The organism is Leucobacter komagatae, assembly GCF_006716085.1.
GTDB classification, from domain to species: Bacteria; Actinomycetota; Actinomycetes; order Actinomycetales; family Microbacteriaceae; genus Leucobacter; species Leucobacter komagatae.
Map to the genome: position 1 here is coordinate 145,575 of NZ_VFON01000002.1, position 20,392 is coordinate 165,966.

Sequence of the window (20,392 nt, forward strand, 5' to 3'; positions counted from 1 at the left end):
GCCTTCGCAGGACTTGCGCACTCACACCCGGTGAGCGACGCGAGCAATCTCGCACGGCTACGCGACGCGGGCTCCCCCGTCGAGTTTGTGGGCGTCTACGACTCCGACGGTGCGCTCGCGACCGCGTTCGCAGAGCGCTTCGGCTGCGAGGTCGCGCCCACCCTGGCGGCGCTCGCTGACGCCCAGCCTGACCTCGTGATCCTCACCGCGCGCCCGCACGAGACCGCCCCGTTCGTGAGCGAACTCCTCGCAGCGACGAACGCGGTTGTCTTTGCGAACAAGGTTGTTGCGGGCACGGCGGCGCAGCTGGCGGCGTGGGAGGCGGCGATCGCCGTCGATCAGGATCGGGTCGGCACGTCCTCGGTGCTCAGGTTTGCGCCTGAGCTCCGCGCCCTCGCGGCGCGGGTCGCGGACAGCGAGGTGTGGGGCGTGCGCGTGCTCGCCCAGCACGACATCGAGATGTTCCTTGCGCCCGACAGGGCGTGGCAGGACGATCCGGCACGCGGCGGCGGCACGCTTGTCACGGCTGGCGTCCATGCGTGGGAGATGCTGGGAGCCGTGCTCCCGGGCGCCGAGCTCACAGGTGAAGTCTCAGGGTGGACGCACCGTTCTCCGAGCTCGCGCAGCGCGTCGGAGGAGACGGCCCAGCTTGCTGGAACCGTCGCCGTGCCGGGCCGGCGCGAGGTGCAGTTCGGAATGACTGTCACAGGGACACCGGGCCCAGAGCGCTACGCCCTCGACGTCTTCACCTCGACCGGGACACTGTCGGTAAGCCTCGAGTTTCCGCACCCGCACGATTCACTTGGGTTCGCGGAGCTCGCGGCGGCCCTGCTTGAAAACACCCGGGGCGGTCGCGCGACAGCGCCGTGGGAATCAGCACGAGCTGTCGCCACGAACACCATCCGCGCAGCACAGGCGCTGCGCGGAACACACCACACAGAAATGAGTCAGTGATGACCTCCACTCTCGCCACACCCCCGACACAGGGGGCCTCACCCAAACGCGGGTTCTTCGGCTCCATCGGTCCGGCATTCATTACGGCGGCGCTCGTCTTCGGGCCGGGATCCATCGCCACCGCGAGCGCGATGGGCGCTTCATTCGGCTACGAACTCATCTGGGTTCCCGTGATCGCCACAATCCTCATGCTCTGCTTCGTGAACATCGGCGTGCGCATTGGCCTCACAACAGACAAGAGCATCCTCGGCACCGTCGCCCACCGCCTGACCGGCATCGTTGCGGTTATCGTCGGGCTCGGTTCGTTCCTCGTGGTGACCTCGTTCCAGGCGGGCAACTCGGCGGGCACGGGCGCCGCGGGCCAGCTCTTGTTCGGCGGCGACCCCCGGCTCTTCGCCGTGCTCTTCACCGTCATCGGCCTCATCTTCGTGTGGATTCCGAAGTTTTACCCCGCCCTTGAGAAGCTCATGGTCGTCGTGATCATCGTGCTCCTCGTCGCGATGATCACGACAGCGGTCGTGAGCAAGCCTGATCTCGGAGCAGTCGTCGGCGGCCTGGTCCCGTCGATCCCTGAGGGGTCGATTCCGCTCATCGTCGGTCTCGCGGCGACAACGTTCTCGATCGTCGGTGCGCTCTACCAAATCCAGCTTGTCCGGGAGAAGGGCTGGACGAGCGGCGACTTCAAGCTCGCCCGCCGCGACGCTGTGCTTGGCACCCTCATCCTCGGTTCACTGTCGACCGTCATCATGATCGCCGCCGCTGCGACGCTCAACCCCGCCGGTATCGAGGCGAACTCCCCCGCAGCGCTCGCCCAGATCCTCGAGCCGATCGGCTCGTGGGCGGTGTGGCTCTTCGCAATCGGGCTGTGGGCTGCGGCGTTCTCGTCACTGCTTGGCAACTCAACGATCGGCGGCTCGATGCTCGCGGGCGTCTTCAAGATCGACGGTGGCGGGCTTGCGTCGGCGCCCGTCAAAGCGTGCATCTCCCTCGTCATCGTGCTCGGCGGCGTCATCGCGACGGTGTTCGGCGGCATTCCGATCCAGCTCATCATCACGGCGCAGGCCGTGACGATCATCGTCGTGCCCCTCATCGGCGCCGTCATGGTGTTCCTTGGCAGGCACCGCGACCGCGGCGCGCTGCGCATCAAGACGCCGCAGCTGGTGCTCGCGCTCTTCGGGCTCGCGTTCCTGCTGTTCCTCGCGGGCAGCTACGTCGTCAAGCTCGCTGGCTGACGCCAAACAGTACGCGCGATGCCCGGTCGGGGCGGGTCTTTGCTGAGACCCAGCCCTGACCGGGCATCGTCGGTTTTTGCAGCTTCGGTTACTCCGAGAGCTTCTCGATCGGTGCGAGCTTCACGAGCAACTTGCGTTCGCCAACGCTATCGAACGTGACGTGCGCGACGCGCTTCGTTCCGGCCCCCGTGACTGCATTCACGCGCCCCTCACCGTACTCGTCGTGGCGCACCCGATCCCCCATCGCAAGCTCGAGGTCTCCGTTATCGCGGATGCTCCCGACGATCGTGTTCGGGAAGCCGCCGCCGGCGGCCTGCGCTTCCTTCGCGAGCCGCTTGCGCTCGCGCCACTTATCGAGCGAGGACTGCATGTTGCCGCTCGCCGGCTCGGCGACCGCGGCCGAGCCGCTCCCGCCACCCGAGCCGAAAGACACCTGCGAATCCCGGTTGCGAGCCCACGAGGCCCCTGAGGATCCGCCTGCGCCAGGCGCCCGGCCAGCGTTGAGCGCGCGCGACGCCGTGCCGCCACGGCCGGTCACCTCGCCCGGTGACTGGCGCCATTCGATGAGTGCTTCTGGGATCTCCTGGAGGAACCGTGATGGCATCGCGACGGCGACGTCACCGAAGGTCGCTCGCGTCGACGCGAGCGTGATGTACAGCTTCTGCCGGGCCCGCGTGATCCCGACGTACATCAGCCTGCGCTCCTCGTTGATGCCGCCGAGTTCGTCGACCGACATCTGGTGCGGGATGAGCCCCTCTTCAACGCCGGTGATGAAGACGGCGGGGTACTCGAGGCCCTTCGCGGTGTGCAGCGTCATGAGCGACACCGTGCCGCTCTGGTCGTCGAGGTCGTCTGCCGCGGCGACGAGCGATACCTCGGTGAGGAACGCGAGGAGGCCAGCGCCGGGCTGCTGCGCGTCGAACTCTCGCGCAACCGCGAGGAGTTCCTCGAGGTTCTCGGCTCGCGCGTCGTCTTGCGGGTCGCGCTTCGCGCGCAGCTTCTCGATCATCTCGGTCGAGTCGAGGACGAGCTTCAGCACGTCTGCGACGGGCGCGGGCTTCTTTTGCGAGGCCTCAGCGGCCTCCGCGTCAGCTTCTTCCTCAACTGGGGGTAGCACGTCGGTTACGCCACCGCCAAGCGCCATCGCGGTGGCTCGCGCCAGCATGTCGGCGAGCTCGACTACCGTCGTGCGGATCTTCGGGCCGAGGGCAGGGATCTCTTCTGCCCGCTCCATCGCCTGATGGAACGAGACGCCCTCGGCCTCTTGGAAGTTCGCGAGGTGCGCCTCAGCCATGGGCCCGACGCCGCGCTTCGGGGTGCCGAGCATGCGCGACCATGAGATCGGGTCGAACGGGTTCGCGATAGTCGTGAGGTACGCCATCGCGTCCTTGATCTCGGCGCGGTCGTAGAACTTCGTGCCGCCGAGCACCCGGTACGGGATCGCTGAGCGGATGAGCAGCTCCTCAAGCGCTCGGGTCTGCGAGTTCGTGCGGTAGAAGACGGCGATGTCGCCGTAGGCCATACCGTCGCGGTGCAGATCTTCGATTTCCTCGGCAACGAAGCGCGCTTCGTCGTGCTGCGAGTAGCCGGTAAACCCGACGATCTTGTCACCGTCGCCCTCCGCCGTCCACAGCTTCTTGTCTTGGCGGTCGAAGTTATTACCGATCACGGCATTCGCCGCGCTCAGGATGTTCTGCGTCGAGCGGTAGTTCTGCTCGAGCTTCACGACCTCGGCGCTCGAGAAGTCGCGCTCAAACTCGACGATGTTGCGAATGTCGGCCCCGCGGAACGCGTAGATGGACTGGTCGGAATCACCGACAACAGTGAGACTCGCGCCTGGGATACGGCCGAGCCCGTCGAGCTCGCGCTCTCGCACAGGCGGCACGAGCGTCGCGAGTTGCTCGGGCTCGACGCTCTTCGTGAGCTCGCGGATCAGCGAGTACTGCGCGTGGTTCGTATCTTGGTACTCGTCGACGAGGATGTGGCGGAACCTGCGCTTGTAGATCGCGGCGACGTCGGGATGCGCGCGGAACAGCTGCACCGTCTGCCCGATGAGGTCGTCGAAGTCGAACGCGTTCGCGCGCTTCAGTTCTTGCTCGTAGGAGGTGAAGATCTCCGTGAAGATGCGTTCGCGCGGGTCAGACGCGTTCATCGTCGAGGCGTAGTCTGACGCGTCAGTGAGCTCGTTCTTCAGCTTCGAGATCTTGGCGCTCGTGTTCGCCGGCGTGAAGCCGTAGGTATCTGCGTCGAGGTCTTTGATGATTCGCTTGAGAAGGGCCCGCGAGTCCGCAGAGTCGTAGATCGTGAAGCCTGAGACATACCCGAAGCGCTCGGCCTCGCGGCGCAGGATGCGCACGCACGCCGAGTGGAACGTCGACACCCACATCCCCTCGACACCCGTGCCGAGCAGCCCGCCGAGACGCTCACGCATCTCCGCCGCGGCTTTGTTCGTGAACGTGATCGCAAGGATCTGACTCGGCCACGCTTCCTTCTCCCGAATGAGATGGGCGATGCGATGCGTCAGCACGCGGGTCTTTCCCGACCCGGCGCCCGCGACAATCAGCAGGGCGGGGCCGCGAGCGACAACCGCGCGCCGCTGCTCGGGGTTCAATCCGTCAAGCAGCGGATCAACGCCATCCGAAGGCTGCGCGCTGGGAAGCCCTGCGCCGGGGTCAAGAAGCTCGAACTCACTCATCGTGTCTCTAGTGTAGGCGGGGCCTCAGACGTTGCGCGTGTGAGCTCACCTCGATCCTCCCGTGACCGCGCTCCGCACGCCGCGCGCACAGGCGCGAGCAATGCGAGACAATGGGAGGATGCGCAAGACACCGCCCGAGCTGCCAACGATCCTCATCTTCGCCACAGGCGGCACCATCGGGATGCACGATGTCGGAAACGGTCTCGAACCCGATCCCGCTTTCCTCGAGATTCTCGAAGAGCGCGCAGACCGCGTGGCCTCGCGCTACGGGTATCGCGCTCGCGTGAACCAGCTGCAACCCGCCATTGACAGCGCGAACGCTGACGAGGAGACCGCACCCAAGATCGCGCGTGCGCTCAAGGCGCGCGTGGGGGCGATGCGCGCGAGCGGTGTAGTCGTCACGCACGGCACAGACACGCTTGCGTACACGGCGTCGCGGCTCGCGTTCGAGCTCTCGGGGCTCGGCGTTCCCGTCGTCGTCACCGGGAGCCAGTTCGCCCATGGGGCACGCCCGACCGACGCGTTCGACAACCTGCAACTCGCGATCCGCGCGGTCACGCAGGCAAGCCCGACAGCGCCCGTCGCGATTGCGTTCGGCGGCAAGATCCTCCCCGCGGTGCGAGCGACGAAGTCGGACGCGGAGGCACTCTCGGCGTTCCGCGCAGAGCGCGACCTCGGTGTCGGGCCGCGCGGCCTGCCGGGGAGCCCTGAGGACGCGGCGCTCGTGCGAGCGGATCACGCGCGCGTGGTCTCAGTTCGGTTCACCCCGGGTGTTGCCGCCGTCGACCTCCTCGCGCTGGCATCGACCGGTGCCGCGGCCATGGTGCTCGAGTGCTACGGCGCGGGCAATGCGCCTATGACGAAGCCCGGAATGCGCGATGCCCTGCGCACCATCAGCGAGCAGATGCCCGTCGTCGCCATCACACAGTGCGCGCTTGGCAGCGTCGACACCGACCGCTACGCCGTCGGGCGCCAGATGGCTGCGGCTGGGGTAATCGCGGGGGCTGACCTCACGGTTGAGGCGGCAATCGCGAAGCTCGGGTACTTGCTCGACAGGGGTTTCAGCGCCGAAGAGATCGCGCACCTTACTCCGATGAACCTCATTGGGGAATGCTCGGAGCCGTCGAGGCGGGCGACGTCAACGCGCGCCGCCGGGCGTGAGGATGCCTCCGCCTAGCCAATAGCGCCTGGCCCTTCCGCGCCGAGACCGTCGCCACCACCACAATCACTTCCACCACCACCGTTTCAACCCACCACCACAATTACCACTGCCACCACCACCACCACCACTGCCACCACCGCCACCACCGCCACCACCGCCACCACCTCAAATGCGCCAGTGCGTGCCCTTTTTGCTCAACAAAGGATGTGCACTCGAAAAAATGAGGTGTTTGGGGTGCGGGAGGTGCGTTGGGCGGCAGTGCGCTGGGTGGCGGCGGTGTGGGAGGTGCGTTGGGCGGCGGACGAGCTGACGGTGCGCCGGCGGTGGGCCTGTGGCGCGGCCCCTATGCGCGGCGCGGCTCAGCTTCCCTGGCCGCGACACCGAGGTCGGGGTGGTCAACAAAGATGCCGTCAACTCCCGACGACAGGATGAGCGAGAACTCAGACTGCCAGTCGCCCCACTCCGCGCCGCTGAGCGAGGAGTGGAACCTCAGGTTCAGGTACCGGTTCTCCGGGCGCAGCGTCCAGGTGAACACGCGCAGCCCGCGCTCGTGCGCACGGTCGACAAGGTCAGCCGGCCCCGCCGCGAGCCCAATCGCGTTCGTACGGATGAGGCTGCCCTTGTCGACGCTGATGCCGTCGACGCGCGACCGGAGGAAGTCGAGCCCATCGTTGCTGCGGTACCACTCGTAGCTGTTCGCTTTCCCACCCCGCAGGTCGGCATGAGCGACCTCGTCAGCGGGAGCCCCGAGCTGCTCGGCGAGAAACACATACGACGCGCGAACCCCGGCCTGCCGAAGCCTCGTCAGCACGCCCAGTTCAAAGCACTCGATAATCAGGCGCTCGGGTCTGTTCGCCCAGCCCGTGAGACCCAGCTCGTCCTGAATCAGGGCGGCGATGTCAACACCGATCGAGCGGAAGTACTCGGCGTGCTTCACCTCGAGCACAACGGAAAGCTCCCGGCCCCCGCGTGTGCTCTCTTCGTCAATGATCTTGAAGACATCGCGCAGGCGCAGCATCGGCTCCTGCCCATCGTACGCGCGGTTGTCCGAGCGGATGCGCTTCAAGCGCTCGACGCACCGCAGTGTCTTGAGTTCTGCCCAGGTGAAGTCTTCGGTGAACCAGCCCGTCATTCGCACGCCGTCGACGGTCTTCGTTGTGCGCCGGGCTTTGAACTCCTTGCGCGAGGCAACGTCAGTCGTCCCAGAGATCTCGTTCTCGTGGCGCACCACCAGCACGCCGTCACGGGTCACCACAACGTCGGGCTCGACGGCGTCTGCACCCAGTTCACACGCGAGCCGGTACGACGACTCGGTGTGCTCAGGACGGTACCCCGGGGCGCCGCGGTGCCCGATCACGAGTGGCTGCGCCACGATTTCTGCCATGCGTACAAGCCTAGAGCCTCGCTCCTCACCGCCGTGAGCGAACACAGTGCACAGTCTCAGCCTGCTGTTGGCCGGAATCTATACACTGGAAACATTGCCCGAACACGCTTCGAAAGGTCCCAGCGCATGAGCAATCCTGCCCTCAGCAACAACCCCGCATTGAACGGCAAGACCCTCACTGCGGAGGAACTGCACCGTATCTACGATCAGCCGGCCGCCTCTACGAATCGGCCCGGCGTTGACGCCCCGCTCGATTCGGCAGTGAACCCGGGCCAGCCGCCCGTCATCACGCCGTCGGATCGCCCGATGACCTACGAGAACACAATCTCGAAGACGGTGCTGCTGTTCGTCATTGTCCTCGCGCTTGGCGCGGTTGGCTGGATGATTCCGCAGCTGATGATTCCGGGCGCAATCGCCGGTCTCGTGCTCGGGCTCGTGAACTCGTTCAAGAAGGAGCCGAGCGTTCCGCTCATCGTGCTCTACGCCGCAGCCCAGGGCCTCTTCCTTGGCGCCATCTCCGGCACCTTCGAGGCGCGCCTCCCGGGCATCGTTTCACAGGCCGTTATCGGCACGCTCGCCGTGTTCGGTGTGACTCTGCTACTCTTCCGCAGCGGCAAGGTGCGCACCAGCCCCCGCCTCACCAAGATCGTTCTGATCGCAATGGCAGGCTACCTCGTGTTCTCGCTTGTGAACTTCGTCGTCATGATCACCGGCCTGAACACTGACCCGTGGGGTCTGCGCGGCGGCACCCTCGGCCTCATTATTGGTGGCCTCGCTGTCTTGCTCGCGGCGTACTCGCTCGTGATGGACTTCGAGCTCGTTCAAAACGGCGTGCAGAACCGCGTCCCCGAGAAGTGGGGCTGGTCGGCCGCCTTCGGCCTCACGGTCACGCTCGTGTGGCTGTACCTCGAGATCCTGCGCATCATCGCGATCTTCCGCGATTAGCTCGCCAGTCGGGCCTCGCAACCCGCTGCATTCGGTGGCCCGGAGTTCTACTCCGGGCCACCGTTCTGTTTCTCCTCGTTGTTCTCCCAGCGAGCGGACTATCCCGCCGCGCAGAATCCTGCACGATACCCTGATTCGATACACGATATTGTGGACACAGCGGCACCTAGAGCGAGCACACCCGCATGGAGGATCAACGATGAGAATCGACGCACACCACCATCTGTGGGATCAGTCCGTGCGCCCACAGGGGTGGATGGATGAAGCCACCCAGGTGGCCATCGGAGGCCCCTACGCATTGCATGACTGGGCGGCCGCGGCAGAGCCGTCAGGCGTCACGCATGGCGTCTTCGTCCAGACTGTTCCCGACCCTGCGGAGACGCCTGAGGTACTTGCCCTCGCCGCCAAGGATCCCCGACTCGCGGCCGTCGTCGGCTGGGTCGATATCGACACCGACCCGCGCCCAGCCGGCGAGCAACTTGACGCCCTCTTGGCGGGGCCAGGTGGCGAGCGCCTCGCCGGGGTGCGCGTCGCCGCCGAGTACAGCCCCGATCCGAATTACCTCGATTCCCCACCGGTCCATGCCCTTGCAAGCGCCCTCACCGAGCGCGGCCTTGCCCTTGACCTCCTCCTCACCCCTGCGAATCTGGGTGCCGCTGAGCGCCTCGCATCCGCGAACGCAGGGACGCGGATGGTCATCAATCACCTCGCGAAACCAACCATGCGGGAGGTGGACTTTCGGACGTGGGCGGTCGACATCGCCGCATTTACCGGCCACGAGCACGTCGCGTGCAAACTCTCGGGGTTCCTCACGTTCGACGCGCTAAAGATGACCACGGCTCGCCTCGCACCATACGCGGACGTTGCGCTTGAGGCGTTCGGCCCGAAGCGCATGATGTTTGGCAGCGATTGGCCGGTCAGTGTGCTCGGCGGCGGCCACGGGGCCACCGTTTCAATCGTCGAGCAGGTCGTCGCGCCGCTCAGCGTGGGCGAGCAGGCAGCGATCTGGGCTGGCACGGCTAGCGTCTGGTACCGCGGACTCGCAGCCACTGTTGGCAGCTCACAGCCAACAGCCACTCCACCCCCGCTCGCGGACCCAGGCCGCACCAGCACGCAAAGGATCTCATGAACACCGCCATCCCTCGCAGGAGAACCCGCACCGGCCTGGGGCTCACCGAGCTCGGTCTCGGTGGAGCCCAGTTCGGCAACCTGTACCGAGCAATGCCTGATTCGACCGTCGACGAGATCGTCGATGCGGCGTGGTCCGCGGGGATCCGGTTCTTTGATACTGCCCCGCACTACGGCCTTGGGCTCTCCGAGGAACGCCTCGGTGCCGCGCTGCGTCGCTACCCGCGAGACGAGTACGTGGTGTCCACAAAAGTCGGCCGCCTCATTCGTCCAAATCCCGGCGGCATCGGGGATGACACCGAGGGGTTCGCGGTTCCTGCGACGAAGCGACGCGCCCTCGATTACAGCGCCTCAGGCACGTTCGCCTCGATCGAGGAGAGCCTCGAACGTCTCGGCCTTGACCGCATCGACATCGCGTTCATCCACGACCCCGACGAGCATTGGGAGGAGGCGATCTCAGGCGCCGTCCCCGCCCTCCAACGACTCCGAGAGGAGGGGACGCTCACGAGCTTCGGCGCTGGCATGAACCAGTCAGCGATGCTCGCACGCTTCATCACCGAGGGGGACGCAGACGTTGTGATGGTTGCCGGGCGGTTCACACTACTCGAGCAGGGTTCGCTCTCCGACCTCTTCCCCGCGGCGCGGGCGGCAGACGCCTCGGTCGTGGTGGCAGGCGTCTACAACTCTGGTCTACTCGCGACGCCTCGCCCGGCCTCCGACGCGCAGTACAACTACGCGGACGCGCCTGCCGAGCTTGTTGCTCGCACGAACGCGCTCGCTGACGTCTGCGAACGCTACGGCGTCACGCTGCCAGACGCTGCGCTGGCATTCGCGCTCCGGCAACCGGGCGTTGCCTCGGTCGTCGTCGGTGCGTCGCGTTCAACGCATATCCCCGACACGTCCGCGCGGTACGAGACCGCCGTTCCTGACGCGCTCTGGCAAGACCTCGTGTCGAGTGGGCTCATCGACGAGCGCGCGTTTGGCTAGCACGCCCTCGGCGCTAGCTCGACTGGTCCGCGAGCCGCACGAGGCGTTCGTGACCACTCTCTTCGAGCTCCACAACGTCGGAGCGCGAGCGGAGGAAGTCGGAGAACGAGCGGAACCCGAGCGCCTTCTCGTTGAACGACGGGTCCATCCGGCGCATCTGCTGCTTCACCGCCGAGCTGTAGAGCCAGCCCGAGTCGTCAGTGTCCTGGCTCAGCCAGAGCGCGCGGATGAGCAGGCCAGTGACGGCGATGTCGCGCTCCTCCTCACTCTCAAACTCTGAATCGAGCGCGTCATCGTCGTGGTCTTCGGCAAACGACGTGTGAGCGCCAGAGGCGGCCTTGCTATCCGGCTGCGTCTGCTCAGTCTGCTGCGTTTGTTGGCCCTGCTGGTCTTGTTTGTTCGACTGGGCACGGCGGCTTCCCGAGCGCCCCGGTTCGGGGGACTTCGCGTCGGCGCCCTCTCCAGAAGCCGCGCCCGAGGTTCCGGCCTCGGTTTCAGCCTCAGCCCGAACGGGCTCATCGGCGGCCTGGTCCTCGGAGCGCCCTGATCCCCCGCGCTTCGAACCGCCGCGGCCGCGTTTCGGTTTGTCGTCTTCGCCTCGCTGACGGGGAGGCTGCACGCCGGGGAGTGAGTCGTAGCTCGTGAACTCGTCGCACGCAGCGGCAAGAGACTTCGCGGTCGAGCCCGCGACGCCCACACCAACAACGTACCGGCCGAGTCGCTTGCAGCGTTGCGCGAGCGGCACGTAGTCGGAGTCGCCAGCGACGATGATCACGTGGGTGAGGTCTTCGAGCCTGAACATGTCTTCGACGGCATCGACGGCGAGACGGATGTCAGCGCCGTTCTTCGCGTAGGCCGCCGCGGGGAAAAGCTGCACGAGGTCCACAGCACGCGCGACGAGCTGCGAACGGTACTCCGCGTTCATCGGCGCCGACCAATCGGCGTACGCGCGCGTCAGCACCAGCGTGCCGAACGATGACGCATAGTCGATGATCGCGCCGACGTCGACGACGGCGGCTTCGAGCCGCGCAGTGATCTCGGGATCGCGGTCACCCTCGGCGATCCGCTGCCTGTCGCGCGAGAACGAGTTTCTCCCGTGCACGCGGTCGTACCACGAGAGCACGATGTTATCGAAGTCGAGGTAGACCGCTACGCGACCGTTCTGCATATCAAGCACACACCCAGTGTCGCAGGTTCTCGCGCGTATTCGCAGCACATCTACGAGACAGCCTCCAGGACTTACCCCAGTCCCACCCAATGCAAACAACAAAAAGAATGCCGGGTGCTACGTGCACCCGGCATTCACATCGCAGATCTCAGGGCGTTTGCGTGAGGCCCGGGATTACTCCCACTCGATGGTCCCCGGCGGCTTCGACGTCACGTCGAGCACAACGCGGTTCACGTCGGGCACCTGGTTCGTGATCTTGTTCGAGATGCGCGCGAGCACGTCGTACGGGACGCGAGTCCAGTCGGCGGTCATCGCGTCTTCGCTCGACACGGGGCGCAGCACGATCGGGTGGCCGTAGGTGCGGCCATCGCCCTGGACGCCGACCGAGCGGACGTCGGCGAGCAGCACGACGGGGCACTGCCAGATCGAATCGTCGAGGCCGGCGGCGGTGAGCTCAGCGCGCGCAATCGCGTCTGCTTCGCGGAGGATATCGAGACGCTCGCGAGTCACCTCGCCAACGATACGGATGCCGAGGCCGGGGCCGGGGAACGGCTGTCGGCCAACGATCGCCTCAGGCAGGCCGAGCTCGCGCCCGATCGCCCGAACCTCATCCTTGAAGAGCGCACGCAGCGGCTCGATGAGCTCGAAGTCGAGGTCCTCGGGCAGCCCGCCAACGTTGTGGTGGCTCTTGATGTTTGCGGTGCCTGCGCCGCCGCCCGACTCAACCACGTCGGGGTAGAGCGTGCCCTGCACGAGGAACTTGATGGGCTCGCCCTCGGCCTTCGCCTCGGCCACGAGGTCAAGCTGCACCTTCTCGAACGCGCGAATGAACTCGCGGCCGATGATCTTGCGCTTCTCCTCGGGGTCGGTGACCCCCGCGAGGTGCCCAAGGAAGATGTCGGCCGCGTCGACGGTGATGAGCCGCACGCCGGTCGACGCCACGTAGTCGCGCTCGACCTGCTCGCGCTCACCCTTGCGCAGCAGCCCATGATCAACGAAGACCGCGGTGAGCTGGTCGCCGATCGCCTCGTGCACAAGCGCCGTCGAAACCGCCGAGTCCACGCCGCCCGAGAGCGCCGAGATCACCCGAGCGTTGCCGACCTGCGCGCGAATCGCCTCAATCTGCTCAGCGATCACATTGCCTGCGTTCCAGTCGGCCGGGATACCGGCGACGGTGTGCAGGAAGTTCTCGAGAATGCGCTGGCCATGCTCGGAGTGCTTCACCTCGGGGTGCCACTGCACGCCGTACATCTTGCGCTCGGGCGAGCCGAAGGCCGCGACCGGGGTAACCGAGGTGCTTGCGAGCACGTCGAACCCCTCGGGCGCCTGCTGCACGGCATCGCCGTGGCTCATCCAGACGTTCTGGTTCTCAGGCTGGCCCGCGAGGATCGCGCCGCCGCCACCAAGCACCTGGGCCTCGGTTGCGCCGTACTCGCGGTCCCCCGTGTTGCCAACGGTGCCGCCAAGAGCGCGCGCCATGACCTGGAAGCCGTAGCAGATGCCGAGCGCCGGGATGCCGAGGTCAAAGATCGCGTCGTCAAATGCCGGCGCCCCCTCCTCGTACACCGACGATGGGCCGCCCGAGAGCACAATGCCTGCGGGGTTCTTCGCGCGGACCTCGTCTGCGCTGATGGTGTGCGGAACGAGCTCGGAGTACACCCCGGCCTCGCGTACACGCCTGGCGATCAGCTGCGCGTACTGCGCACCGAAATCGACGACGAGAACGGGCCGGTGCCCGTCGTGCGCTACTTCTGTCATGCTTTGCCTTCCTGGCGATCTGGGTCAGCGGGTGCGGCGGAGTCGGCGAGAGCCGCCTCCTTCGCATCCAAAAACTGCGTAACCTCGCGGGCGATGCGCCCTTCGAGGATGAATGAGAGGAACGGGATCACGCCGCCGAGCGCGAGCAGCAGGAACTTGCCGAAGTTCCACCGCATCGGGCTCCAGAGCATGAAGTTCGCAATGAGGTACACGACGTAGAACCAGCCGTGCGCGATCAGGATCGCTTTGAAGAGGTCGAAGCCCTCGCGCACAAACTCAGCTTCCTGGCCCTTCGGGATCGTCGGGAGGAACTCGGCGAAGCCGTTCGGAGTGAACAGGAACAACTCGACCTTGAAGGCGTACTTCATGACCATCACCGCGCAGAGCAGCAGGAGCATGATCCCGGTGATGACCGAGGTGACCTTGTACACGCGCAGCGAACGGCGAATGCGGGGGTAGTCCTCGGGCTTGGGCTGGAGTTGCATGACTTCCATTCTATGGTTTAGGTGTGGTGCCGGTTTCACCGGCGGCGGCGACTTCCTCGGCCTGAGCCGCAGCGGTCAGCAGGAGAATTTCGTGTTCCTTCTCCCAGGCGTCGCGCGCGAGCCGGTACCAGAGGAACAGCGCGACACCGGCGAACACGACCCACTCGATCGCGTAGAACACGTTGAGCCAGCTCACCTTCTCGGGAGCGCTCGGCGCGACGGAGTCGATCGGGGTCAGGCCGACGCCCGCGAGGTCGGGGGCGTCGCCCGCGTCGTGCAGCACGAGGTAGCCGCCGTAGATCGGGCCAGCCGGCGTGGTGGCCCACTCGTTCACAAGGAACGCAGGCACCATCGTGCGCATCGAGTGCGGGTCGACGTCGGGCCTTGGCATCTCCGGAGCCTCGGCCGGCAGGTAGCGCCCCTCGAGCGCGCGCACGGTGTCGGCGGGAAGGCCGTTGAGCCGATCAGCCGCAGCCCGCGCCTCGGCGTCGCTCGGGGCCCAGCCGACAGCTACCGCGAGGCTCGCATTGTCTTGCTCGCTACGCACGAGGTGACCGACGACCCAGGCGCCCTGAGTGCGCGCGGCCGACTCATCGGGGCCCCGGTTCATGCGGTCGCTCACGACGGCGAAGTCGCCCGGCGCGAACGCACCCTCAACTGACACCACAGCGCCGGCCGCGATCTCGGGGATGCCTGCCATCGGCTCCGTGAGGTCGTCAATCGGGCGCACGGTCTCCGTGGCCGTGAGGTCGTCGACGTTGTCGCGGATCGCATTACCCATCTGCCACTGGCCGAGCCACGCGAACACGGCAGCGACGACCATTGCAAGCACGAGCGCCGCGATCCACTGGGGCCGCCGCATGACCTGCCCGAGTGTCGGCTCCCCGAGATACTCGGGCGTCCGCGATGCCATTGCTAGCGCTCAGCGTGAACGATGTCGACCCGCTGGAACTCCTTCACGTCGGAGTAGCCTGTCGTCGCCATAGCGCGGCGCAGTGCGCCGAGCAGGTTGGCGCTGCCATCGGCGATATTCGCGGGGCCGTTCATGATCTCCGCGAGCGGCGCGAGCGGCTCGACCGCGACGCGGCGACCGCGGGGCAGGTCGTCGTGGTGTGCCTCCTGGCCCCAATGCCAGCCGCGGCCCGGAGCATCGGTTGCGCGCGCGAGGGCCGCACCGAGCATCACCGCGTCGGCGCCGCACGCGATCGCCTTTACGAGGTCGCCCGAGGTCCCGAGGCCGCCATCCGCGATGACGTGCACGTAGCGCCCGCCCGATTCGTCGAGGTAGTTGGTGCGAGCCCCCGCGACGTCGGCAATCGCGCTTGCCATTGGTGCGCGGATTCCGAGCGTCACGCGCGTCGTCGACGACGCTCCCCCACCGAAACCGACGAGGACGCCCGCGGCGCCGGTGCGCATGAGGTGCAGCGCCGACTGGTAGGTCGCAGCGCCGCCGACAATGACGGGGACGTCAAGTTCGTAGATGAACTGCTTGAGGTTGAGCGGCTCGCGCCCCTTCACCGAGACGTGCTCGGCCGAGACAGTGTTGCCGCGGATGACGAAGAGATCGACGCCGGCCTTCACGACCGTGTCGGTGAACTCCGCGGTGCGGTGCGGCGAGAGCGCGCCCGCCACGGTCACGCCTGCGTCGCGAATCTCGGCGAGGCGGTCACGAATCAGCTCTGGCTTGATCGGCGCAGCGTAGAGCTCGCGCATCCGCTTCACTGCCGCAACCTCGTCGTCGATGCGCGCGATTTCCTCGAGCAGCGGCTCGGGGTTCTCGTGCCGCGTCCAGAGGCCCTCAAGGTTCAGGACACCCAGGCCGCCGAGCTGGCCGAGCTGGATCGCGGTGGCCGGTGACATCACCGAGTCCATCGGCGCGCCCATGACCGGAATGTCGAACTGGAACGCGTCAATCGTCCAGGAGGTGGAGACGAGCTCTGGGTCGCGGGTACGCCGCGTTGGCACAATGCCGATCTCGTCGAATGTATAGACACGGCGGGCGCGCTTTCCGCGACCAATCTCGATCTCGTTGCTCACCCAGACAGTCTATCTGGTGCGCGAGCGCTCCATCCTGAGACGCCCCTCCTTGTCGCCCGGGGCGACAATATCGCCCACATCAGCTATCATCACCATTAAGCGATGAATCATGGTATCGAGAGGACAGCGAAATGGGCATGGGCCACAACCACGATCACGGCGCGGGAAACCTGCAGACAGCAACGGGAAGCCACCGAAAGCGGCTCTTTGTGGTGCTCGCGATCTACGCGGCGATCATCGTCGCCCAAGTCATCGGGTCACTCGTGACGAACAGCCTCGCCCTCGCGGCCGAGGCGATGCACATGGCTGTCGACGCGAGCGGGATCCTCATCGCCCTCATCGCGACGTTCTTCGCGACGCGCGCGGCGACCGCGAAGCGCAGCTACGGGCTAATGCGCGCCGAGATCGTCGCCGTGCTCATCAACTGCCTGCTGCTCTTTGGGCTCGGCGGGTACATCCTGTTCGAAGCGGTCGAGCGCTGGTTCAACCCGGGCGACGTCGCGGGCGGTGGCGTCATCGCGTTCGCGGTCGTCGGCCTCATTGGCGCCGCGACCTCGCTCGTGATCCTCAGCCGCGGCGCGAAGGAGAGCCTGAACGTGAAGGCGGCATTCCTCGAGGTGATGAGTGACGGGATCGGCGCTGCCGCGATCATCGTGTCGGGCATTCTCAACGTGACGCTCGGTTGGAACCGGGGCGACGCGATCGCTGCCGCCGCGATCGGCGTCATCATCCTGCCGCGCGCGTTCATGCTGCTGAAGCAGGCCATCAACCTCATCATGCAGGGGGTGCCGCAGGGCATCGACCTCGATGAGGTCCGCGCGAGCATCACCGACACCGATGGTGTCGATGAGGTGCACAGCCTGCACGTCTGGGGCCTGACGAGTGGCGTCTCCGTCATGTCGGCGCACGTCGTGCCCTCTCCCACGACCGAGACCGCGGGTGGCCACTCGCGCTTGCTCGATGAACTCACTACCACGATGCGGGAGCAGTATGGGATCGAGCACTGCACGTTCCAGTTCGAGGAGCGAGCTCACATCGAGCACGAGGGGCTCATGCACCGCGAGCTCGCTTCCTCCCGGCAGTCCGCGTGATCGGGCCCTCGCACGGCGGGCAGTATCATCGATGCATGACGAACGAAGCGGGAACGGCTGACGGGGATCGAGCGAGCGAGCTCGAGGCGCTCGCACCAGCGACCTGCCTCTTCCACAGCTTCAGCGACCCGTCGCGACTCGTCATTCTCCAGCACCTGCAGCTCGGCGAGCACCGTGTCGTCGACCTCACAGAGCACCTCGGGCTCTCCCAGAGCACCGTCTCGAAGCACCTCGCGAAGCTCAAGGACGCCGGGCTCGTTACCTCGCGCCCCCAGGGCAGGGCCTCGGTGTACTCGCTACTGCATGGCGAGGCCGTCACGCAGCTGTTTGCCGCGGCCGAGCAACTGCTCGCGCTCACGGGCGACCACGTCGCGCTCTGCCCCGTGCACGGCAAAGGGGCCGCGGCAGAATCGAACTGATTCCTCCGCGACCCCTCGCGCCGCTGGGCTCCCCTACTTGCGGTAGTTCGGTGCCTCGACGACCATCTGGATGTCGTGCGGGTGGCTCTCCTTGAGCCCGGCCGAGGTGATGCGCACGAACTGGCCGCGCTCCTTCAGCTCGGTCACGGAGCGCGCGCCAACGTAGAACATCGACTGGCGCAGGCCGCCGACCATCTGGTGCGCGACGGCGCCGACGGGGCCGCGGTACGGCACCTGGCCCTCGATGCCCTCGGGGATGAGCTTCTCGTCGCTCGGGACGTCTGCCTGGAAGTAGCGGTCCTTCGAGTACGAGGTGCGCTCTCCACGGGTCTGGAGCGCGCCGAGCGAGCCCATGCCGCGGTAGGTCTTGTACTGCTTGCCGCCGACGAAGACGAGGTCGCCCGGGCTCTCATCGGTGCCCGCGAGCAGCGAACCCATCATGACCGACGACGCGCCAGCAACGAGTGCCTTTGCGATGTCGCCCGAGTACTGCAGGCCACCGTCAGCGATCACGGGCACCCCTGCGGGCGTCGCCGCCTTCGCCGCCTCGTAGACCGCGGTCACCTGGGGCACACCGACGCCTGCGATCACGCGGGTCGTGCAGATCGAGCCCGGCCCAACGCCGACCTTCACAGCGTCAGCGCCAGCGTCAACGATCGCCTTCGCGCCGTTGTAGGTCGCCACGTTGCCGCCGATCACGTCGACGCCAGCGAACGCCGGGTCGCCCTTGATCTTCGCGATGATGTCGAGCACGCCCTTCGAATCGCCGTTGGCGGTGTCAACAACGAGCACGTCGACGCCTGCCTCGAGGAGCGAGCCAGCGCGCTTCCACGCGTCACCGAAGAACCCGACAGCGGCACCGACGCGCAGCCGACCGGCGTCATCTTTCGTCGCGAGCGGGTACTGCTCTTCCTTGTCGAAGTCCTTCACGGTGATGAGCCCGGTGAGGCGTCCCTCACCGTCGACGAGCGGCAGCTTCTCGATCTTGTGCTGCTTGAACAGCTCGGCAGCCTCGTCCTTGGAGATCCCGGCGGGAGCCGTGATGAGCGGCATGCGGGTCATCGCCTCAGACACGCGAACGTTCGCGCGGTCCTTGGGATCGATGAAGCGCATGTCGCGGTTCGTGATAATTCCGAGCAGGATCCCGGCGGAGTCGACGACGGGCAGGCCCGACACCCGGTACTCGCCGCAGATCGCGTCGACCTCAGCGACCGTCGCATCGACAGTCGTCGTCAGCGGGTTCGTGATCATGCCGGCTTCCGACCGCTTCACGCGGTCGACCATCTCCGCCTGATCCTGAATTGACAGGTTTCGGTGCAGGATGCCGAGGCCGCCGTTGCGGGCCATGGCAACCGCCATGCGCGTCTCAGTCACGGTGTCCATTGCGGCCGAAATGAGCGGCATCGCAAGTCGCACGCGCCTCGTGAGCTGCGTCGAGGTATCCGCCTCGCTCGGGATGACATCCGTGTGCGCGGGCAGCAGCAGCACGTCGTCGTAGGTGAGTCCTGTGAACGCGAAGGGGTCACGCTGTTCCATACAACCTCTTTAATGCTCGTGGCGTCGTCGAAGACTATCTAGTCTAAGGGAATGGGGCCTGTGTGAGGCTGATGGGCGAGGTCCGCGCTTGGCGAACGCCGCAGCCTCAAGATCATGTCGGCGATGAGGAACATCAGGGCGATCCAGACGGCAATGAAGCCGACCCAGCGCTCGACAGGCAGGTCCTCGTGCATGATGAAGTATCCGAACAGGAACCCGAGCACTGGGGTGAGGAACTGCAGGAAGCCGACGTAGGTGAGTGGGAGCCTGCGCGCGGCCTCGCCGAAGAGGATCAACGGGATCGCCGTGAGCAGCCCGCTCACGAGCACGAGCGCGGTGATTCCACCGCCGTGCGAGAAGGCCGTGAGGCCCGCGACCGAGCCAACAATGGCGAGCTGGACGAGGCCGATCGGCACAGATACCAGGGTCTCAACGGTGAGCCCGGTCACCCCGTCAACGTCTTCAATGCGCTGGTGCACGACGCCGTACAGCCCAAATGAGAGCGCGAGGCCGAGCGCGATCCAGGGCACCTTGCCGTACGAGATCGCCGAGTACAGCACGCCAGCGCCCGCGATGAGCACCGCGATCCACTGCAATCGCGACAGCTTCTCGCGCCAAAAGATCACACCGAACAGGATCGTGAACAGCGGGTTGATGAAGTAGCCGAGCGCGGTCTCGAGTACGTGGCCGCTGATGACGCCGATGACGAAGATCTGCCAGTTCGCGTAGAGCAAGACCGACGACAGGGCGAACAGCCCGAACGTCTTCGGCTGCTTCAGCACGTTTGCGATGAGCCCCCAGCGCCTCGTCACGGTGGCGATCACCGCGCAGACGATGAGCGTCGTGACGACGCGCCAAGACACAACCTCGAACGGATTGACAACGGCAATCAGCGTGAAGAAGAGCGGGAAAGCTCCCCAAATGAGATACGCACCGATTCCATACCCTAAGCCAGCACGAGTGTCCTTCACCTTGACAGTCTACGGCGTCGGAGGGCGGCGTGGGCACCGCGCGGCCCTCCGCTCCCCCGCCCCTGGACAGCAAAAGGCCGGGGCCCACCTGAACGGTGAGCCCCGGCCCGAAAGCGAGAACGCGCTTAGCGCTCGATGACCGCGAGGATGTCTCGGCTCGAGAGCACGAGGTACTCTTCGCCGGCGGCCTTGATCTCGGTGCCACCGAACTTCGAGTAGATGACGATGTCGCCGACGTTTACGTCGACGGGGATGCGGGTGCCGTTGTCCGAGACGCGGCCGGGGCCCACTGCAACAACCTTGCCCTCCTGGGGCTTTTCCTTCGCGCTGTCAGGGATGACGAGACCGGAAGCAGTGGTCTGCTCTGCCTCGACCTGCTGGATGACGATACGATCCTCGAGCGGCTTGATGGCGACCGACACGGTTGACCTCTTTCCAAA

At 66.2% G+C, this 20,392-nt stretch carries 18 protein-coding genes; 8 read left to right on the top strand and 10 right to left on the bottom strand.

The window, feature by feature from the left end:
* Positions 1-30 precede the first annotated feature (30 nt).
* Together FB468_RS15485 and FB468_RS15490 are read left to right on the top strand one after the other, a co-directional pair.
* Positions 31-954, top strand: coding sequence for a Gfo/Idh/MocA family oxidoreductase (locus FB468_RS15485; protein WP_170219796.1), 924 nt, complete (start codon positions 31-33; stop codon positions 952-954).
* Positions 954-2,186: an Nramp family divalent metal transporter gene (locus FB468_RS15490; protein WP_141888619.1), complete on the top strand. Its 1,233-nt coding sequence runs from the start codon at positions 954-956 to the stop codon at positions 2,184-2,186. Before FB468_RS15485 ends, FB468_RS15490 begins: the two co-directional genes overlap by 1 nt.
* A gap of 88 nt (positions 2,187-2,274) precedes the next feature.
* Here the strand turns inward: FB468_RS15490 and FB468_RS15495 are convergent, their stop codons facing one another.
* The gene (locus FB468_RS15495) at positions 2,275-4,881 is read right to left on the bottom strand and encodes an ATP-dependent helicase (protein ID WP_141888621.1); all 2,607 of its coding nucleotides are present in this window, start codon (positions 4,879-4,881) and stop codon (positions 2,275-2,277) included.
* Positions 4,882-4,999: 118 nt separating this feature from the next.
* Between FB468_RS15495 and FB468_RS15500 the strand changes: the two genes are divergently transcribed.
* Entirely contained in the window at positions 5,000-6,058 is a 1,059-nt protein-coding gene (locus tag FB468_RS15500; protein ID WP_246055995.1) for an asparaginase domain-containing protein, read from the top strand.
* 328 nt (positions 6,059-6,386) lie between these two features.
* Here FB468_RS15500 and FB468_RS15505 read toward each other — a convergent pair whose 3' ends face one another.
* Entirely contained in the window at positions 6,387-7,427 is a 1,041-nt protein-coding gene (locus FB468_RS15505; protein WP_141888623.1) for a glycerophosphodiester phosphodiesterase family protein, read from the bottom strand.
* Between the two features lie 126 nt (positions 7,428-7,553).
* On the opposite strand from FB468_RS15505, the gene FB468_RS15510 reads away from it, so the two are divergent.
* The 3 genes from FB468_RS15510 (at position 7,554) to FB468_RS15520 (ending at position 10,487) form a co-directional block, all read left to right on the top strand.
* The gene (locus FB468_RS15510) at positions 7,554-8,372 is read left to right on the top strand and encodes a Bax inhibitor-1/YccA family protein (protein ID WP_141888625.1); all 819 of its coding nucleotides are present in this window, start codon (positions 7,554-7,556) and stop codon (positions 8,370-8,372) included.
* A gap of 199 nt (positions 8,373-8,571) precedes the next feature.
* Positions 8,572-9,501, top strand: coding sequence for an amidohydrolase family protein (locus tag FB468_RS15515; protein ID WP_141888627.1), 930 nt, complete (start codon positions 8,572-8,574; stop codon positions 9,499-9,501).
* Entirely contained in the window at positions 9,498-10,487 is a 990-nt protein-coding gene (locus FB468_RS15520; RefSeq protein ID WP_141888629.1) for an aldo/keto reductase, read from the top strand. Before FB468_RS15515 ends, FB468_RS15520 begins: the two co-directional genes overlap by 4 nt.
* 13 nt (positions 10,488-10,500) lie before the next feature.
* Here FB468_RS15520 and FB468_RS15525 read toward each other — a convergent pair whose 3' ends face one another.
* From FB468_RS15525 to FB468_RS15545, 5 genes are all read right to left on the bottom strand, one after another.
* On the bottom strand, positions 10,501-11,655 hold the full coding sequence (locus FB468_RS15525) for an NYN domain-containing protein (protein ID WP_141888978.1): 1,155 nt from the start codon (positions 11,653-11,655) through the stop codon (positions 10,501-10,503).
* A 174-nt stretch (positions 11,656-11,829) separates the two neighbouring features.
* Positions 11,830-13,413 (bottom strand): glutamine-hydrolyzing GMP synthase, encoded by a 1,584-nt coding sequence (gene guaA / locus FB468_RS15530; RefSeq protein ID WP_141888631.1) that lies wholly within the window; start codon positions 13,411-13,413, stop codon positions 11,830-11,832.
* Entirely contained in the window at positions 13,410-13,898 is a 489-nt protein-coding gene (locus FB468_RS15535; RefSeq protein WP_141888633.1) for a DUF3817 domain-containing protein, read from the bottom strand. Before FB468_RS15535 ends, guaA begins: the two co-directional genes overlap by 4 nt.
* A gap of 10 nt (positions 13,899-13,908) precedes the next feature.
* Positions 13,909-14,811, bottom strand: coding sequence for an SURF1 family cytochrome oxidase biogenesis protein (locus FB468_RS15540; RefSeq protein ID WP_246055998.1), 903 nt, complete (start codon positions 14,809-14,811; stop codon positions 13,909-13,911).
* 2 nt (positions 14,812-14,813) lie between these two features.
* Positions 14,814-15,935 carry a GuaB3 family IMP dehydrogenase-related protein gene (locus FB468_RS15545; RefSeq protein WP_141888635.1) on the bottom strand — a complete coding sequence of 374 codons (1,122 nt, stop codon included), beginning with the start codon at positions 15,933-15,935 and terminating at the stop codon, positions 14,814-14,816.
* 131 nt (positions 15,936-16,066) lie between these two features.
* On the opposite strand from FB468_RS15545, the gene FB468_RS15550 reads away from it, so the two are divergent.
* Entirely contained in the window at positions 16,067-17,026 is a 960-nt protein-coding gene (locus FB468_RS15550) for a cation diffusion facilitator family transporter (protein ID WP_141888637.1), read from the top strand.
* Positions 17,027-17,061: 35 nt separating this feature from the next.
* Positions 17,062-17,445 carry an ArsR/SmtB family transcription factor gene (locus tag FB468_RS15555; RefSeq protein WP_141888638.1) on the top strand — a complete coding sequence of 128 codons (384 nt, stop codon included), beginning with the start codon at positions 17,062-17,064 and terminating at the stop codon, positions 17,443-17,445.
* 33 nt (positions 17,446-17,478) lie between these two features.
* Here the strand turns inward: FB468_RS15555 and guaB are convergent, their stop codons facing one another.
* The 3 genes from guaB to groES all read right to left on the bottom strand — a co-directional run bounded on the left by guaB (position 17,479) and on the right by groES (position 20,374).
* Positions 17,479-18,981, bottom strand: a complete 1,503-nt coding sequence (gene guaB / locus FB468_RS15560) for an IMP dehydrogenase (protein ID WP_141888639.1) — start codon at positions 18,979-18,981, stop codon at positions 17,479-17,481.
* A gap of 38 nt (positions 18,982-19,019) precedes the next feature.
* The gene (gene rarD / locus FB468_RS15565; RefSeq protein WP_141888640.1) at positions 19,020-19,952 is read right to left on the bottom strand and encodes an EamA family transporter RarD; all 933 of its coding nucleotides are present in this window, start codon (positions 19,950-19,952) and stop codon (positions 19,020-19,022) included.
* Positions 19,953-20,077: 125 nt separating this feature from the next.
* Positions 20,078-20,374 carry a co-chaperone GroES gene (groES, locus tag FB468_RS15570; protein WP_042544383.1) on the bottom strand — a complete coding sequence of 99 codons (297 nt, stop codon included), beginning with the start codon at positions 20,372-20,374 and terminating at the stop codon, positions 20,078-20,080.
* Between the last annotated feature and the right edge of the window lie 18 nt (positions 20,375-20,392).

What these genes read in the sequence shown, in the direction of transcription:
- FB468_RS15490 (WP_141888619.1), top strand. Translation starts at nt 954, where the DNA reads ATGACCTCCACTCTCGCCACACCCCCGACACAGGGGGCCTCACCCAAA.
- FB468_RS15495 (WP_141888621.1), bottom strand. Translation starts at nt 4,881, where the DNA reads ATGAGTGAGTTCGAGCTTCTTGACCCCGGCGCAGGGCTTCCCAGCGCG.
- FB468_RS15500 (WP_246055995.1), top strand. Translation starts at nt 5,000, where the DNA reads ATGCGCAAGACACCGCCCGAGCTGCCAACGATCCTCATCTTCGCCACA.
- FB468_RS15505 (WP_141888623.1), bottom strand. Translation starts at nt 7,427, where the DNA reads ATGGCAGAAATCGTGGCGCAGCCACTCGTGATCGGGCACCGCGGCGCC.
- FB468_RS15510 (WP_141888625.1), top strand. Translation starts at nt 7,554, where the DNA reads ATGAGCAATCCTGCCCTCAGCAACAACCCCGCATTGAACGGCAAGACC.
- FB468_RS15515 (WP_141888627.1), top strand. Translation starts at nt 8,572, where the DNA reads ATGAGAATCGACGCACACCACCATCTGTGGGATCAGTCCGTGCGCCCA.
- FB468_RS15520 (WP_141888629.1), top strand. Translation starts at nt 9,498, where the DNA reads ATGAACACCGCCATCCCTCGCAGGAGAACCCGCACCGGCCTGGGGCTC.
- FB468_RS15525 (WP_141888978.1), bottom strand. Translation starts at nt 11,655, where the DNA reads ATGCAGAACGGTCGCGTAGCGGTCTACCTCGACTTCGATAACATCGTG.
- guaA (WP_141888631.1), bottom strand. Translation starts at nt 13,413, where the DNA reads ATGACAGAAGTAGCGCACGACGGGCACCGGCCCGTTCTCGTCGTCGAT.
- FB468_RS15535 (WP_141888633.1), bottom strand. Translation starts at nt 13,898, where the DNA reads ATGCAACTCCAGCCCAAGCCCGAGGACTACCCCCGCATTCGCCGTTCG.
- FB468_RS15540 (WP_246055998.1), bottom strand. Translation starts at nt 14,811, where the DNA reads ATGGCATCGCGGACGCCCGAGTATCTCGGGGAGCCGACACTCGGGCAG.
- FB468_RS15550 (WP_141888637.1), top strand. Translation starts at nt 16,067, where the DNA reads ATGGGCATGGGCCACAACCACGATCACGGCGCGGGAAACCTGCAGACA.
- FB468_RS15555 (WP_141888638.1), top strand. Translation starts at nt 17,062, where the DNA reads ATGACGAACGAAGCGGGAACGGCTGACGGGGATCGAGCGAGCGAGCTC.
- guaB (WP_141888639.1), bottom strand. Translation starts at nt 18,981, where the DNA reads ATGGAACAGCGTGACCCCTTCGCGTTCACAGGACTCACCTACGACGAC.